The following is a 15,454-nucleotide window of genomic DNA, read 5'->3' on the forward strand; positions in this document are numbered from 1 at the left end:
CAAATGCCGATGCCGGCCATCAATCTGGTCTATGGGCTCAGGCAGCCGCGAAATAGGCGGTGCACATCCGCCCGAGCTCGCGCTTGAGCACGTTCCAGTCATAGTTGGTGACCGACTCGCTGCTCGAACCCAGGCTCAACTGGCGGGCAAGGGTGGCGAAGATGATGTGGTGCGCGGCCTTGGCGCACATTTCCGGGTCTGGCCCGGCAATTTCATCGCGATAGCGCATGAACGCCGCCAGCGCCTTTGATTCGGCGAGCAGCGCGGCGCGCTTGCCCAGCGCGGAAATGGGCGGGTCGTGCTCGGCCCGCATCATCGTCAACCGCAGCAGCGGCGCGTTGCGGCGCAGCACTTCGGAATAGGCTTCCACATAGTGCGGAACGAATTCCTTGAGCGTGGCGCACGAGGCGGCCAGCGCGGCCTGCATCGTGTCTTCTTCCTGCGCCAGGGTCTGCGTCGCGCGATAGAGCACGGCGCGCACCAGGCTGTCCTTGTTCTCGAACCGCAGGTAGATCGACCCGATCGAGACCTTGCCCCGGCTGCTCACCTCCTGCAGGGTGAAATCCTCGTTGCCGCGCTCCACCATCAGGGTTCGCGCGGTGGCCAGCATACGCTCGAGTGAGGCCTTGCTGCGCCCCTGCAACGGCGCACGGCCCATGGATTCAAGCGACAACTCGACGGCATCCGCCAAGGCGGACATGTCCTGCGGCATCAAGGCAACCCCATGCTGGCACACGCTGAAACGGCGCGCGCATCCCTCTGCGCCTTAAAGGCATTTGTGGCGAACGCCAACCGGCCTGTCATACCGCTGCCACAGGACGCCGCCAGGCTTGGCTCAAGCTCAAGCCCGGCGCGCCGCGTGGCTGCGGCGCTCAAGCGGGCTGCAACGCTGCTGGCCGGCGCAGGCCCAGGACGCCGCCCGCGATGGCGGCGATCAGCGCGACCACGCCGGCGACCAGGAACGCCCCCTGCATCGATCCCGCACCGCGCGCCACCAGGCCCACCACGATCGGGGAGACGGCCTGGCCCAGGAAGAAGCAGCTGGTCCACACCCCCATGCCCCGGCCGCGATGGCGGAACGAGAACTTGGTCTGCGCCCATGCGATCAGCGCCGGCACGGCCATGCCCGCGCCGGTCTGCTGCACCGCCAGCGCCAGCTGCATTTCCAGGATCGAATGCGCCAGGCCCACGCCAGCCAGCCCAATGGCGAACAGCACCAGGAACGTGGCGATCTGCACGGCATTGCCAAAGCGCGAGACGATGCGGAACAGCACCGCGCCGGCCAGGATGAAGAAGCTGGGCACGAAGGTGGCCTTGCTTACCGCCATCGGGCTGGTCACGCCCACTTCGGCCCAGGCGATGCTGCCATTGACGATGAACACGTAATAGAGAACCGAGCAGAACAGCGTCAGCCCGCCGACCAGGAAGGCCGTGCCGAACGGAAACGGGCCATCGGCCGCCGTGGTTGCCGGTGCACCGGCCGTACGGGTCTTGTCCTTAGCCTGGTTGGGCTCGAAAATGCACAGGTACATCGCAACAAAGATCGGCAGGGCGATGAGATAGACCAGGAAGCTGCCGTTCCAGCGCCATGCCGCCACCGCCGCCACCAGCAGGAACACCATGGACTGGAACGCCGGCCCAACCAGGCCTTGCAGCATCAGCCAGGTGCGGCGCTGGCCATCTTCCCAATAATCCGCGATCAGGGTGTTGACGATAGTGAGGATGCCGGCCTCGCACACGCCCAGCAGCAGGCGCGTGGCAAAGATCACATCAAGGTTTTCCAGGAAGAACGGCAGCGTGCCGACGATGCCGTAGAAAAACGTGCAGATCAGCAGCAGCGGCCGACGGCCAAAGCGATCGACGAACAGCCCGGCAAACGGCGCCAGCACGGCAATGGCATAGCCCGGCGCCGTAACCATGGCCGGCACGCGGATCGCGGCATCGGGCACGTTCTTGAAATGGGTGATCATCGCGGCAACCACCGGGAACATCGCGATGATGGCAAAGACCGGCAGGAAGCCCGCCACGATCATCGTGGCGCCCTGGGGCTTGAGCGTGAGCGAGCCGTAAAACTTGCGGGCGAGCTGCATTCGATATTCTCCCGTCGGGGCCGTTCAGCCGCGGCCATTCCTGCTTGACGACGCAGGCCCTATCAAACTAGAATTTGGATTACAAACGAAACTGCGCGGGGAGAGTGACTTGCAGCGTCTGCGAATGGGCATGATCGGGGGTGGGCCAGGCGCCTTCATCGGGCCGGTGCACCGCTATGCGGCGGAAATGGACCGTGAGATCGAGCTGGTTGCCGGGGTTTTCTCCAGCCTTGCCGCGCGCGGCAAGGCTGCCGCCGATGTCTATCGCGTCGATCCGGAACGCGCCTATCCCACGCTTGAGGCGATGTTCGCCGCCGAACGCGAGCGGGCCGATGGCATCGATTTCGTGGCGATCGTCTCGCCCAATCACCACCACTTGCCCGCCGCCCGCGCGGCGCTGGCCGCAGGCTTGCCGGTGATGACCGACAAGCCGCTGACCGCCACGCTGGACGAGGCAGACGAACTGGCTGGCCTGGTGCGCGCCGCCGGGCTGCCGTTCGGCGTCACCTATACCTATTCCGGCTATCCCCTGGTGCGCGAGGCGCGGGCGCGGGTGGCGTCTGGCGCGCTTGGCACCGTGCGCAAGATCGTGGTGGAATATCCCCAGGGCTGGCTTGCGACAGAGGCCACCGGCAAGCAGGCCGAATGGCGCGTCGATCCCGCGCGCGCCGGGCTGGGCGGCTGCATCGGCGACATTGGGGTTCACGCGTTTCACCTGGCTGAATTCATCAGCGGGCTGAAAGTCGTCTCGCTACTGGCCGATCTGGGCACTGTGGTGCCGGGCCGCGCGCTGGATGATGACTGTACGGTGCTGCTGCGTTTCGACAATGGCGCGCGCGGCGTGCTGCTGGCCAGCCAGATCGAAGTGGGCGAGCGCAACGGCCTGCGCATCCGGCTCTATGGCGATCGCGGCGGGCTGGCCTGGCGCCAGGAAACGCCCAACATGCTGGAACTGACCACGCTGGATGGGCGCACCGAGATCGTTCACGCTGGCAGTGGCCAGTTGGGCCCCGATGCCCTGGCCCGCACGCGCACGCCGGCTGGCCATCCCGAAGGCTATCTCGAGGCCTTTGCCAATCTCTATCGCGATTTTGCCGCCCAGCTGCGGGGCGAACCTGCGCCGTTGCTGCCCGGCCTGGACGATGGGCTGCGCGGCATGGCGTTCATCGCCACTGCCGTTTCTGCCAGCCGCGCCGGTGCCGGCTGGGTGCCCCTGACTGTTTGACGGAGCCTGACACCATGAAGACCATCAAGGGGCCGGGCATTTTCCTGGCCCAGTTCGCCGGCGACGCCGCCCCGTTCAACAGCCTGGATGCGATCGGCACCTATATGGCCGGGCTGGGCTACAAAGGCGTGCAGATCCCCAGCTGGGACAAGCGCCTGTTCGATCTCGACCTTGCTGCGGAAAGCCAGACCTATTGCGACGAGGTGAAAGGCATGCTGGCTGACAAGGGGCTGGCGATCACCGAGCTTTCCACCCATTTGCAGGGACAGTTGGTCGCGGTGCATCCCGCGTTCGATGCGCAGTTTGACGCCTTTGCCCCGGCTGCCGTGCATGGCAACCCGGCCGCGCGCCAGGCCTGGGCGGTGGACCAGGTGAAGAAGGCGGCGATCGCCAGCCGGCGCCTGGGCCTGTCGGCCCATGCCACCTTTTCCGGGGCACTGGCCTGGCCCTATTTCTATCCCTGGCCGGCGCGCCCAGCGGGGCTGGTCGAGGATGCGTTTGACGAACTGGCGCGACGGTGGAAGCCGATCCTGGATGTGTTCGAGGACAACGGCGTTGATGCCGCCTATGAAATCCATCCCGGTGAAGACCTGCACGATGGCGTGACGTTCGAGATGTTCCTGGAACGCACGGGCAACCATCCGCGCGCCAAGATCCTCTATGATCCCAGCCACTTCGTGCTGCAGTGCCTGGATTACCTGGCCTACATCGACATCTATCACGAACGCATCGCCTGCTTCCACGTCAAGGATGCCGAATTCCGCCCCAGCGGCCGCAGCGGCGTCTATGGCGGCTATCAGGCCTGGGTCGATCGGCCCGGCCGGTTTCGCAGCCTGGGCGATGGGCAGGTCGATTTCCCCGCGATCTTTTCCAAGATGGCGCAATACGATTTCGCTGGCTGGGCCGTGCTGGAATGGGAATGCGCGCTCAAGCATCCCGAACAGGGCGCGGCCGAAGGCGCCCCGTTCATTGCCCGCCACATCATTCGCGTGACCGAGCATGCGTTTGATGATTTCGCCGCGGGTGGGGCCGATCGCGCGCTCAATCGCCAGCTGATGGGCTTTTGAGCGCGCCACGATCAAGTGCCTGTCATGCAAGCGTTTGCCCATTTGTGTCGGCGGGGCAGGCTTGACAGGCACGATGCAGAACAATAATTGAAATTCTAATTAAACGGGCGCACGTGCCGCGCGGGCGCCCGCACGATCGCACACCGGGAGGATGCATGATTGTCGCCGCCGATTCTCCACATCCAGCCGATACGGGATGGCAGCGCCGGGATTTCCTCGCCGGGTTGGCGTTGCTGGGCCTTGCCGTTGGGCCGGCCGCTGCAGCCGTTGCCGCGTCTGCGCCGCAGGACGCGAACATCGTGCGCTACCAGGGCCTGATGCGCGATGTGGCGCAGATCGTCATTCCGCGCACCGACACGGCGGGCGCGGGGGATGTGGGCGCAGGCGCTTTCGTCTTGCTGGGCCTGGCGCACGGGCTGGGCGGCGCGCACCAGCCGGTGACCACATCGGGGCTGGAGGGCTTTTCCAGCGCCGATGGACGCTTTGACCATGCACGCTGGCTGGCTCTCGAACTCGATCGCCGCGCCGGCGGTGATTTTGCCCATGCCGGGTTGCCGGCGCGGCAGGCGGCCGTGGCGGGCCTGGATCGCGATGCCTTTGCCGACGCGCCGATGGCGCAGCCCTGGCGCACCATCAAGAACCTTGTCCTTACAGGCTATTACACCTCGGAAATCGGCGGTTCCAAGGAACTCAACTATGAACTCGTGCCCGGCCGGTGGGACCCCGACGTGCCCGTGACGCCCACCACGCGCGCCTATTCCAGCGACTGGACGGCGATCGACTTCGGCTGATGAGCAGACAGGATTTTCCCATGGATTTCGATGCAATTGTGGTGGGCTCGGGGATCAGCGGCGGCTGGGCGGCCAAGGAGCTGACCCAGGCCGGGCTCAAGGTGCTGATGATCGAGCGGGGGCGCGAGATCCGGCACCAGCAGGACTATGACACCGAGATGAAGGCGCCGTGGGAGATGCCGTTTCGCGGGGAGGGCGATACTGCGCTCTATGAACGCGAATATCCCGTGCAGATGCTCAACCGCCATTTCAACGAATTTACCGAAGGCCACTTCGTCAACGACGCGCAGAACCCCTATCAGACCGGGGACGGCACCGATTTCACCTGGTTTCGCAGCTATCAACTGGGCGGGCGCTCGCTCACTTGGGGGCGGCAGTGCTATCGCTGGTCAGACTATGACTTTGGCGCCAACGCGCGCGACGGGCATGGCACCGATTGGCCGATCCGCTATGCCGATCTGGCGCCGTGGTATGACAAGGTCGAGCGCTTCGTGGGCGTTTCGGGTGCGAACGAGGGCCTTAAGCAATTGCCCGATGGGCAGTTCCAGCCGCCCATGGCGCTCAACGTGGTGGAACAGCACGCCCGCGCCGAAATCGCCAAGCGCTGGCCCGAACGCTGCCTGACCGTGGGGCGGACCGCCAACCTGACCGAGGCCAAGACCGAGGAAGGGCGCGCGCCGTGCCAGTATCGCTCGATCTGCGCGCGCGGCTGCTCGTATGGCGCCTATTTCTCCACGCAATCGAGCACGTTGCCTGCCGCGATGGCCACCGGCAACCTGACCGTGATCACCGACGCCGTGGTAGAGGCGGTGGATTTCGATCCCGCGACCCAGCGCGCGCGGGGCGTGCGCTATTTCGATACCAAGGCCCGCGTGCACAAGACCGCGAGCGCGCGGCTGGTGTTCCTCAACGCCGGTGCGTTCAATTCGGTGCACGTGCTGCTCAATTCCGCCACCGATGCCATGCCGCAGGGCCTGGCCAATTCCAGCGGCGTGCTGGGCACGCACATCATGGACCACGCCAATACCCTCTCGGCCGCGGCGATCATGCCGGGGTTCGAGGGCCATACTTCGTTCGGCAATCGCCCGACCGGCATCGTCATCCCGCGCTACCGCAACATGGACACGCTGGACGGCATTGGCCACACGCGCGGCTATTCGTTCCAGGGTGGCGCGCTGCAAAGCACGTGGACGCAGGGCAAGCGGCTGGCGGGCACCGGCACCGATTACAAAAACACGCTGCGCAAGCCCGGGCCGTGGCGCATGGTGTTGGTGACCTTTGCCGATTGCGTGCCGCGGCCGACCAACCGCCTCACGCTCGATCGCAGCAAGACCGACGCCAATGGCCTGCCGCAGCTCAAGGTGGACTTTGCCTATGGCAAGGAAGAGCATGCCGCCCTGGCCCAGGCCAAGGCCGATGCAGCCGAAATGCTCACGGCGGCCGGCGGCCATGTGATCATGGGCTTTGACCGGCCGGGCGCGGGCGGCAGTTCCATCCACGAGATGGGCGGCGCGCGCATGGGCCGCGATCCCAAGACCAGCGTGCTCAACCAGTGGAGCCAGGCCCACGACGTGGCCAACCTGTTCGTCACCGATGGCGCGCAGATGAGCTCTTCGGCATCCCAGAACCCGTCGCTCACCTATATGGCCTTGACCGCGCGCGCGGCCGATGCCGCCGTATCGATGTTGCGCGAAGGCAAGATCTGAGCGTGATCGACCCCCATAGCCTGACCCACCGCCAAAAGACTCTTGCGCTTGCCACCCTGATCATTGCCCTGGTGCTCGAGATCGTCGACATGACGATCGTCAACACCGCGTTGCCGGCGATCAAGGCCAGCCTGGGTGCCGATGCCCAGGCATCGCAGTGGATCGTGGCGGGCTATTCGCTGGCCTTTGCCGTGCTGCTGATGGCTGGCGGGCGGCTGGGCGATACCTTTGGCTATCGCCGCATGTTCCTGGTGGGGGTCACCGGGTTCACTCTGGCCTCGGCCGCTTGCGGGCTGGCGCATACCGGCACTGCCCTGGTGGCGGCGCGGCTGCTGCAGGGCGCGACCGGGGCGGTGATGGCGCCCCAGGCGATGGCCATGGTGCAGGTGATGTTTTCCCCGCTGGAGCGGGTGTCGCGCATGGCGCTGTTCGGCGTGATCGGCGGGCTTGCCGCGATCGCCGGGCCAGTGCTGGGCGGCTTGCTGATCGAGGCCAACCTGTTCGATCTGGGCTGGCGCGCGGTATTCCTGATCAACCTGCCAGTGGGCCTGGGCGCGGTGATCGCCGGGCTGGTATTCCTGCCCGAGGCGCGTTCGGGCCGGCCGGCGGGGTATGATCTGATCGGCATGGCGCTGTTCGGCTTGGCCATGGCAGCGCTGCTTCATCCCCTGATCGGCGCGGCGGAAACCGGGCATGGCGGCGCCATGCTGTGGCCCCTGGTGGCGGTGGTGCCGTTGGGCGTGCTCGCCTGGCGCCACGCCGGCAAGCGCGTGCGTGCCGGGCGGCCGGCGCTGTTCGATCCGGCGCTGTTCAGCATCGCCAGCTTTCGCCAGGGGCTGGCGCTGGCGATCGTGTTCGGCGCGGTGGGCGCAGGCTTTCTGCTGGTCTTTGCCTTTGCCATGCAAGCCGAACGTGGCCAGACGCCGCTGTTCACCGGGCTGCTCCACGTGCCTTATGGGCTTGGCGCGATGTTCGGCATCGGGGTGATGAGCCGCAATCTGCTGCCCCGCCTCGGCCGTTGGGTGCTGGTGCTGGGTGCAGGCGTGATGCTGCCGGCAACGGCGCTGGTGCTATGGGGGATTACCATGGCGCACTTGCCCTGGCTTGCCGTGGGGCTGTGCCTGATGCTGGCCGGGGCAGGCATGGGCATGACCTCGGGTTGTGTCGGCCCGGTGGTTGTCTCGCGCGTCGATCGCGATCATGCCGGGGCGGCCAGCGCGCTGTTGAAGACCAGTCAGCAGTTTGGCGCGGCATTGGGCGTGGCCCTGGTCGGCAGCCTTTATTTTGCCGCCGGCGCAAGGGCATTCGCCCCGCCCGCCATGGCCGCCCTGGCCGTGATCGCGGCATTGCAACTGGCGTGCATCGGCCTTGCCTGGCGCCTGCCGCACAAGCTGTTCGACTAGGCCGAAAAACGCCGGGATCGGCCTGCGCCCTGGGGCATTGAAGCGGCCATGGACAAGCAAGCGGCAGACCCGTCGATCGAGCAGGAGCGCCTGCACCACATCATTGGCGGCCTGAGCGAGGGGGTGCTGCTGGTTGACGCGGAGCAGCGCATCGTCTGGGCCAACCCGGCAGCCCTTGTCATGCATGGCGTGGAACGGCTGGCAGACCTTGGCGCCGATGTTGACGATTATCGCCGCCGCTTCCAGCTGCGCTATCGCAACAACCACCGCCTGGAGCGCGGCGACTATCCGCTCGATCGGGTGATCGCCGGCGAAGCGTTCGACGAAGTGGTGGTCGAGGTAATCCCGCAAGGGGAGGAGGAGCCGCGCTGGATCCACCAGATCCGCAGCCTGATCCTGTCTGACTCTGGTGGCACACCCGATCTGCTGGTGCTGATCATCCAGGACGTGTCCTTGCGGTATGAGGCCGAGTTGCGGTTCGAACGGGCATTCAACGTCAACCCCGCGCCGGCGGTGATCATGCGGCTGTCTGACCTGCGCTATGTCAAGGTCAACCAGGGGTTTGTGGACCTGACCGGCTACCACAAGGACGAAGTGCTGGGCCGCACGCTCTATGAGATCGACGTGCTCAAGGACGCGGCCGATATCGACACGGCCAAGGAACGCATCCGCGAGGCGCGCACCGTGCCGCAGATGCAGGCCGATCTGGAACTGCCCGATGGTGGGCGCAAGCTGGTGATCGTGGCCGGGCAGCCGGTGGACCTGGACGACGAGCCGTGCATGCTGTTCTCGTTTGCCGACCTTGAGCCGCGCCGCCAAGCGGAAAACGAACTGCGCCACAGCGAAGAGCGCTTTGTCACCACGTTCCGCCTCGCGCCGGTGGCCATGGCGATCACCACGCGCGGCGATCATACGCTGTGCGATACCAACGATGCGTTCCACCAGTTGACCGGGTGGTCATCGGATGAGGCGATGGGCAAGACCATGCCCGCGCTCAAGCTGTGGGCCGATGCCACGTTCCTGCCGTCGGTGGCCGAACAACTGGTCGAACGCAGCGCCTTTCGCGGGCGCGATGCGCAAGTGCGCGCCAAGGATGGCGGGGTAACCGACTGCCTGGTTTCAGCCGCGGCGATTCCCTTGCGGCGCGACACCTGCACACTGTGGGTGATCCAGGACATTCACGAACGCCGCCACAGCGAGCTGGAACTGATCGGCGCGATCGAGGCGGTGATGAAGGACACCAACTGGTTCAGCCGCACTGTGGTGGAAAAGCTCGCCAACCTGCGCGCCCCGCATGGCAGCGAGCGCCCTGCCGAAACCAGCGAACTGACCCGGCGCGAAAAGGAAGTGCTCAGCCTGCTGTGCGAAGGTGGCGACGACGCCACGATCGCACGCGAAATGGGCGTCTCGCGCAACACCCTGCGCAACCACGTGGCGCGCGTCTATGCCAAGATCGGCGTCAACCGCCGGGCGCAAGCGGTGCTGTGGGCACGCGAGCGCGGCTACCCGCTGCAGCGCCCGATCCGCTGACTCAAAGGATAGCGGGACCCCGGATCAAGTCCGGGGTGACGGCAATCTATAGCTAGATGTTCTTCGTCACCCCGGACTTGATCCGGGGTCCCGCTTGATGTTCCTCAGAACGGCCGCCTGCACCAAACCCGCCCGCCGATTTGGCCAGTTTGTACCATACGATTTGGTACTTCTGCATCTCTCGCGGGCGATTGGGGCGGCCTATCTCTCCATCATCGGCGCGATGGTCGCGCCACGTGATGGGAGGTTCCCATGAACGAAGACCGCATCGAAGGCGAAGTGCGCCGGGTGAAGGGCTCGATCCTGGAAGCGATCGGCAAGATCACCGGCGATGACCAGACCCGTGCTGAAGGCGCGGCGGAAAAGCGCGCTGGCAAGGTCCAGGCCAAGGCCGTGCGCAAGTCTTCCCGCCCCTAAAGCGCGCCTTTCTTACCACCACCACACGAAGATACCTTTCTTCCCGCAGGAGATTTGCATGGCAACGACCATGGTTGACGGTCGCATTGAAGACCGTCTTGCCCCGCGCATGAACTGGTCGGCCCTGATGGCCGGCACCGTGATCGCGCTGGCCACTGAAGTGACGCTGGGCCTGCTTGGCGCCGGCATCGGCTTTTCCGCCATCAATCCCGGTTCGGCGAGCGGCGCCAGTGCCGGCGGGCTTGGCCTGGGCGCGCTGGTCTGGTGGACGGTCAGCAGCATTCTGGCGCTGGCCGCCGGTGCCTATGGCGCCACGCTGGTATCGCGCAGTCGGCGCCCGGTCGATGGCGTGATGCACGGCCTGGCAATCTGGGGCCTGACCCTGTTGCTGACCTTCTACCTGCTTTCTTCGGCGGTGGGCGGCATCGTTGGCGGGGCGTTCCGCGCGGTGGGCAGCGTGGCGACGGCAGCGGCCAGTGGCGCCAGCGCGGTCACGCCCACGGTGGCCAAGGCGGCCGGCGTGGACCAGGCCGATGTCGACGCGCAGGTTTCTGCCCTGCTCGATACCACGCCCAACGATCCGGCCGCGATGACGCCGGAACAGGGCCGCAAGGCGATCGTGGCGGAACTGCCGGCCATGGCCAAGGGCGGTGAAGAGGGGCGCGCGGCCGAACAGCGCGTGGCGATGATCGTGGCGGCGCAGAACAAGATCTCGCCCGACGAAGCCATGGCGCGCGTCGAAAAGGCCCGCCAGCAGTTCCTGGCCGCCAAGCAGAGCGCGATCGATACCGCGATCGATGCTGGCAGCAAGGGCGCCGATCTGGCCGCCGGCACGGCCTTTGCCCTGTTCGTGGTGATGATGCTGGGCGCCAGCGCTGCCGCCGCCGGGGGTGTTGCCGCCACCCGTCGCAACAACACCTGAGCCAAGCCATCACGACTTTGACCAACATTCCAACGCAAGGAGCACGATCATGAACGAACATCGCATTTCCGGCGCGATCAAGGAAGCGGCCGGCACCATCGAACAGGGCATCGGCACGGTTACCGGCGATGATGCCACCCGCCTGCGCGGCCAGAGCCGCCGCATCGAAGGCCGCGTGGAAGGCCTGGTTGGCAAGACGATCGACCGGGCGATCGACCGGGCAGTGGTGCTGATCGAACGCGGCGAGCAGCTGGTGCGCAACCATCCCCGCACCAGTGCCATCGTCGCCGGCGTGGTCGCGCTTTCGCTCGGCCGCCGGTTGAGCGCGGCAACGCGGGGCTGATTGACGGAACCAGCGCGGCGGCGCGGAAGGGAGCGATCCTTTCCGCGCCGCTTTGCGCATGGTCACTGCACCGGTTCGAGCGTCGCCAGCGTGACATCGTTGCTGTGCATCGCCACGTCGCGCATCAGTTGGCCATCGGCGCTGACGGTCACCGTCTCGCTCGCTTCGGGCTTGTCCTGGGCCAGTGCGGCCAGGCTGGCAAGCTGGGCCGGGGTCAGCCGCTCGGGCGCGCCCATGTCGATATAGGCGGAATAGGCATCGTTGGCGCGATAGCCGGTGCGATGCAGGGTATAGCGATAGCGACCGGGCGCGAGGTGGCTGAACGCCAGGCGCACCGGCGCCGCCGGATGATTGGGCACCAGCTTGCCAAAGAAACTGCGGTTGCTGGTCGGCTGGGCGGGCTGCTCGAAATCCCACACCACGGCGGCCACCTTGCGTCCGTCGCGCGCGATCCAGCTTTGCGCGTCGTCAGCCGGCACGCGGCGGCCCTGCAGGGCGTGGAGGTATTTGTAGGCAAACCACGCCGGCTTGCGGATGCCATCCTTGGTCATCAGGCCAAAGCCGCCGTGAAATTCGGTGGTTGGCGGGCCCGGCTCCTCGAACAGGTCGGAGTAGACCCAATAGCTCATACCTTGCGCGGCGCCTTCCACGCTTTTGAGCTTGGACAGGATATAGGGCGCGCTGACGTAGGAATCGTGCACCAGGTCACGCGGGGTATAGCTGGTGCTCCATTCGGTGAAATAAAGCGGCAAGCCGGGAAAGGCCGAGGCGTCGATCTGCTGGCGCACACGCCGCACATCGCCGGTGATCGCCTGGGGGCTGGGATCGAGCTTGGTATCGTCCTTGCCCATTTCATCCAGAAACCCGCCATTCACGCCATAAGTGTGGGTGGTGACGAAATCGATCGTGCCGCCCTTGGCTTTCACTGCGGCGAGAAGTTCGGGCACCCAGGCCGCGCCGGCGGTGGACGGGCCACCAACCCTGAGCTTGGGATCGATCGCCTTGATAGTCCTGGCAGTCAGCAGATAGAGATCGAAATAGGCCTGTTGATCGGCGTTTTCCCAGAAGCCGGCCAGGTTTGGCTCGTTCCACACCTCGAAATACCATTGCCGCACGTCGTCCTGGCCATAGCGCGCGATCATGTGCCGCACGAAGGCATCGACCAGATCGCGCCACGGGCCGGGCTGCGGGTGCGAGGTATTGCCTTTCCAGTAGAAGATCGTCTGATCAGAGGTTTTCAGCGCATCGGGGGTAAAGCCAAGTTCCACGAAGGGGCGCAGGTGCCGCGCCTTGAGATCATCGTAGAGCGCGTCGATCGCGGTCCAGTCATAGACGATCTTGCCGTTGACGCGCTTTACCGTGCCCAGCGCATCGTGGAAAATGTCGTGGAAGCGGATGGTGCGAAAGCCCAGTTCTTCGCTAGCGAGCTTGAGCTGCGCCATGTTTTCCGGGCGACGCAGCGTGCCGGGATAGTCTGACCCGATCGAGAGATCGAAGAACCGATCGATCGGCCCACCATCGCGCGCCACGTCAACGGCGATCTGGCGAGTGGCGGTGGCGGCAGGGACGGAGGCAGATGCGGCGGCTGCACCCGGTGCCGCGCCGGCCACGGGCAGCGGCTTGTTGGCCGGCATGCCCACCATGATGCCGCGCCCATGCGGCGCCAGATAGAGCGTGCCGGGATCGAGCATGTCCCCCGCGATCGCGCGCAAGGTGCCGAACTGCTGGTCCGGGCTGTTGATCCGCACCCAGTTGGCGCCGGCATCGTCAGACCGCCACAGCCCTTCCTGGCCCATGACCTTGCCCCACAGGAACACCGCGGGATACGCGTCCTTGACCACCGGCGCGCCAAAGCTGACGAGCCAGGCCTCGGTCACCTTGCGCATTTGGGTAACCTTGGTCTTGCTGTCGGGCGAATGGAACAGCCCCATCGGCAGCGCCAGCCACAGGTCTCTCACCCGGCCGGGCACCACTGCCAGCGTGCCCTTCTGCCAGCTTTCCACCTTGGGCAGGCCTGCGATCAGGGTGGTAAAGCTGCTGCCGCCATCGCCGCTGGCCAGCACCGCCGAACTGGCCTGGTCATAGACATAGAACAGCCCATCGGCGGCCTTGTCGGCCACGGGCAGATAGGACGTATCGGCCCGCGCGGCGATGCCGGTGGAAGGCTGCCAGGTCTTGCCCATGTCTTTCGAGACATAGAGCCCATCCTTCTCCGGCGCCCAGACCAGCGTGGTGCCCTTGGCCGATATCGCTGCCACGCCCGGCCTGCGCCAATCGCCGCCAGGGGCGGGCGGGTGATAGGCGGCGCTGGCAAACGGTGTCCACGTCGCGCCGCCATCGGTGGTGGTATAGCCATAGCTGGGACCATGATCGACCAGGCGCACCATGCTGCCCGGCTTCGCCCCGGCATAGTCGATGCTGAAATTGGTCTCGCTTGCCGGGGTGAACAGGCCCTTGCGCGGCGGGGTGCGCGCCAGGTCTTCCCAGGCGCCGCCACCCACGTCGCCAAAGGCGGCCAGCACGGCCGCGCCGCCGGTGGGAGAGGCCATCTGCAGCGTGGCGGCCTCTTCCAGATTGCCCACGGTAAAATCGAACGTCACCGGCTCGCCCGGCTTGGCCGAAGCAAGGTTGCGGCTGATCCACAGGCCATAGCCGGTGCCATAGATCATCTCGTCGGACTTGAACGGGTTGAATTTCAAATCGGCCAGCCAGTGGCCCATGGTGTCGCGGCCCTTCATGTAATCGACCAGCCAGGGATAGGCACCGGGATCGTGCCGCGCATGGGCCGAAAGCGCGTCCCAGTGCGCGCCGCCATCGCGCGAAAGATAGATATCATCGCCCGGCGCCCAGCGATCGATGGTCGAGACCGCCAGCGTGCCGTCACTGGCCAGGTCCACGCCGGAAAAGCCGCCAGGCAGGCCGGGCGCGGGCGGGGTGGGGGTGATGTCGTGCCAGCGCCCATCGCGGCCATCACGCTTCCACACGGCGCCGGTCTTGATATTGCTGGGGTTGAGCGTGCTGGCCTGGTCGCCGCCGGCAAAGGTGACATAGAGGCTGCCATCGCGGCCGAACACCAGGTGTTGCGGCACCATCGCGGGCAGGCCCGGCACGACGGCAAAGCTGGCGCCGCTATCGCGGCTTTGCATCAGCGCGCCCGTGCCATCGGTCGATCCGGCCCAGACCTGGCCGGGCACCATGGGATCGACCGCCACCAGGCTAAACCCCTCTACCTTTGCGCCGGTGCGGGCGAAAGTAAGGCCGCGATCGGTGCTCTTCCACAGGCCGTCGCGGTTGGAGCCGAAATAGAGCACGTCGCCCTGGCGCGGATCGACCGCCAGCCGCTCGCCCGTGCCGCGCCCGTCGGTGTTGCCACCTACGCCGATCGGCAGTTCGGTCTTCTGCCAGGTGCGGCCGCGATCGTCTGAGCGCAGGATCGCGCCCTTGCGGCTCCACTGCGACAGGTAAAGCCCGGCAGCGGCATAGACGCGGTCGGGCGCGTTGGGATCAACGGCAAAGCTCAGGATGCCCATCAGATCGCCATCGTCGCGGCCCAGGTGATCGAGCAGGGGAATCCAGCGTTTGTTCTCGAAATCAAAGCGGTACATGCCGCCGATATCGGTGCGGGCATAGAGAATGCCCGGCGTGCGCGGATGATAGAGAAACCCGTCGACAAAACCGCCCGCGCCAAATGGCACTGTCTGCCAGTGATAAGGCCCGCTCGCCAGCGGCGTAGCGGCGGCGTTGGCCGCAGCCGGCGCTTGCGCGTGGAGCGGCGCGGCCACGCCGAGCGCCAGGACGCTGGCCAGGGTAGTGCAGGCCAACCGGCGCGCGCCACGGAACGGGATTCCAGGCATGACATTCTCCTTCCCTGGCGGTGGCTGGGCGAGCGGTGCGCTGCCTGGCCTTTGCCGTTGTGTTTTTGTTTGCGGGGACGAGGCATAATTTGCGCTCGAAATGCCG

At 66.1% G+C, this 15,454-nt stretch carries 12 protein-coding genes; 9 read left to right on the forward strand and 3 right to left on the reverse strand.

Going from position 1 to position 15,454, the window contains the following annotated elements; translation table 11 throughout:
• Window positions 1-37: 37 nt before the first annotated feature.
• Window positions 38-700 (reverse strand): TetR/AcrR family transcriptional regulator, encoded by a 663-nt coding sequence (locus tag SCA01S_RS05645; protein ID WP_231627601.1) that lies wholly within the window; start codon window positions 698-700, stop codon window positions 38-40.
• A 172-nt stretch (window positions 701-872) separates the two neighbouring features.
• Window positions 873-2,090: an MFS transporter gene (locus tag SCA01S_RS05650; RefSeq protein WP_062783793.1), complete on the reverse strand. Its 1,218-nt coding sequence runs from the start codon at window positions 2,088-2,090 to the stop codon at window positions 873-875.
• A gap of 109 nt (window positions 2,091-2,199) precedes the next feature.
• On the opposite strand from SCA01S_RS05650, the gene SCA01S_RS05655 reads away from it, so the two are divergent.
• From SCA01S_RS05655 to SCA01S_RS05690, 9 genes are all read left to right on the forward strand, one after another.
• On the forward strand, window positions 2,200-3,315 hold the full coding sequence (locus tag SCA01S_RS05655) for a Gfo/Idh/MocA family protein (protein ID WP_245652457.1): 1,116 nt from the start codon (window positions 2,200-2,202) through the stop codon (window positions 3,313-3,315).
• 14 nt (window positions 3,316-3,329) lie between these two features.
• Window positions 3,330-4,382: a sugar phosphate isomerase/epimerase family protein gene (locus SCA01S_RS05660; RefSeq protein ID WP_062783799.1), complete on the forward strand. Its 1,053-nt coding sequence runs from the start codon at window positions 3,330-3,332 to the stop codon at window positions 4,380-4,382.
• A 155-nt stretch (window positions 4,383-4,537) separates the two neighbouring features.
• Complete coding sequence (locus SCA01S_RS05665; RefSeq protein ID WP_062783802.1) at window positions 4,538-5,173, forward strand: gluconate 2-dehydrogenase subunit 3 family protein; 636 nt, start codon at window positions 4,538-4,540, stop codon at window positions 5,171-5,173.
• Window positions 5,174-5,193: 20 nt separating this feature from the next.
• Entirely contained in the window at window positions 5,194-6,879 is a 1,686-nt protein-coding gene (locus SCA01S_RS05670; protein WP_062783805.1) for a GMC oxidoreductase, read from the forward strand.
• Between the two features lie 2 nt (window positions 6,880-6,881).
• Entirely contained in the window at window positions 6,882-8,282 is a 1,401-nt protein-coding gene (locus SCA01S_RS05675; protein WP_084390797.1) for an MFS transporter, read from the forward strand.
• A gap of 48 nt (window positions 8,283-8,330) precedes the next feature.
• On the forward strand, window positions 8,331-9,812 hold the full coding sequence (locus SCA01S_RS05680) for a PAS domain S-box protein (RefSeq protein ID WP_084390798.1): 1,482 nt from the start codon (window positions 8,331-8,333) through the stop codon (window positions 9,810-9,812).
• Between the two features lie 252 nt (window positions 9,813-10,064).
• Complete coding sequence (locus tag SCA01S_RS21685; protein WP_022678410.1) at window positions 10,065-10,229, forward strand: CsbD family protein; 165 nt, start codon at window positions 10,065-10,067, stop codon at window positions 10,227-10,229.
• Window positions 10,230-10,287: 58 nt separating this feature from the next.
• On the forward strand, window positions 10,288-11,151 hold the full coding sequence (locus SCA01S_RS05685; RefSeq protein WP_062783811.1) for a hypothetical protein: 864 nt from the start codon (window positions 10,288-10,290) through the stop codon (window positions 11,149-11,151).
• 49 nt (window positions 11,152-11,200) lie between these two features.
• Window positions 11,201-11,494 (forward strand): CsbD family protein, encoded by a 294-nt coding sequence (locus tag SCA01S_RS05690; RefSeq protein WP_062783814.1) that lies wholly within the window; start codon window positions 11,201-11,203, stop codon window positions 11,492-11,494.
• A 62-nt stretch (window positions 11,495-11,556) separates the two neighbouring features.
• Here SCA01S_RS05690 and SCA01S_RS22790 read toward each other — a convergent pair whose 3' ends face one another.
• Entirely contained in the window at window positions 11,557-15,348 is a 3,792-nt protein-coding gene (locus SCA01S_RS22790; protein ID WP_245652458.1) for a GH39 family glycosyl hydrolase, read from the reverse strand.
• Between the last annotated feature and the right edge of the window lie 106 nt (window positions 15,349-15,454).

Origin of the sequence: Novosphingobium capsulatum NBRC 12533, assembly GCF_001598375.1 — a bacterium.
Lineage (GTDB): Bacteria > Pseudomonadota > Alphaproteobacteria > Sphingomonadales > Sphingomonadaceae > Novosphingobium > Novosphingobium capsulatum.

Excerpts from the sequence above, each read along its gene's own strand:
- SCA01S_RS22790 (WP_245652458.1), bottom strand. The coding sequence starts at position 15,348 with ATGCCTGGAATCCCGTTCCGTGGCGCGCGCCGGTTGGCCTGCACTACC.
- SCA01S_RS05685 (WP_062783811.1), top strand. The coding sequence starts at position 10,288 with ATGGCAACGACCATGGTTGACGGTCGCATTGAAGACCGTCTTGCCCCG.
- SCA01S_RS05665 (WP_062783802.1), top strand. The coding sequence starts at position 4,538 with ATGATTGTCGCCGCCGATTCTCCACATCCAGCCGATACGGGATGGCAG.
- SCA01S_RS05645 (WP_231627601.1), bottom strand. The coding sequence starts at position 700 with ATGTCCGCCTTGGCGGATGCCGTCGAGTTGTCGCTTGAATCCATGGGC.
- SCA01S_RS05660 (WP_062783799.1), top strand. The coding sequence starts at position 3,330 with ATGAAGACCATCAAGGGGCCGGGCATTTTCCTGGCCCAGTTCGCCGGC.
- SCA01S_RS05690 (WP_062783814.1), top strand. The coding sequence starts at position 11,201 with ATGAACGAACATCGCATTTCCGGCGCGATCAAGGAAGCGGCCGGCACC.
- SCA01S_RS05680 (WP_084390798.1), top strand. The coding sequence starts at position 8,331 with ATGGACAAGCAAGCGGCAGACCCGTCGATCGAGCAGGAGCGCCTGCAC.
- SCA01S_RS05670 (WP_062783805.1), top strand. The coding sequence starts at position 5,194 with ATGGATTTCGATGCAATTGTGGTGGGCTCGGGGATCAGCGGCGGCTGG.
- SCA01S_RS05650 (WP_062783793.1), bottom strand. The coding sequence starts at position 2,090 with ATGCAGCTCGCCCGCAAGTTTTACGGCTCGCTCACGCTCAAGCCCCAG.
- SCA01S_RS21685 (WP_022678410.1), top strand. The coding sequence starts at position 10,065 with ATGAACGAAGACCGCATCGAAGGCGAAGTGCGCCGGGTGAAGGGCTCG.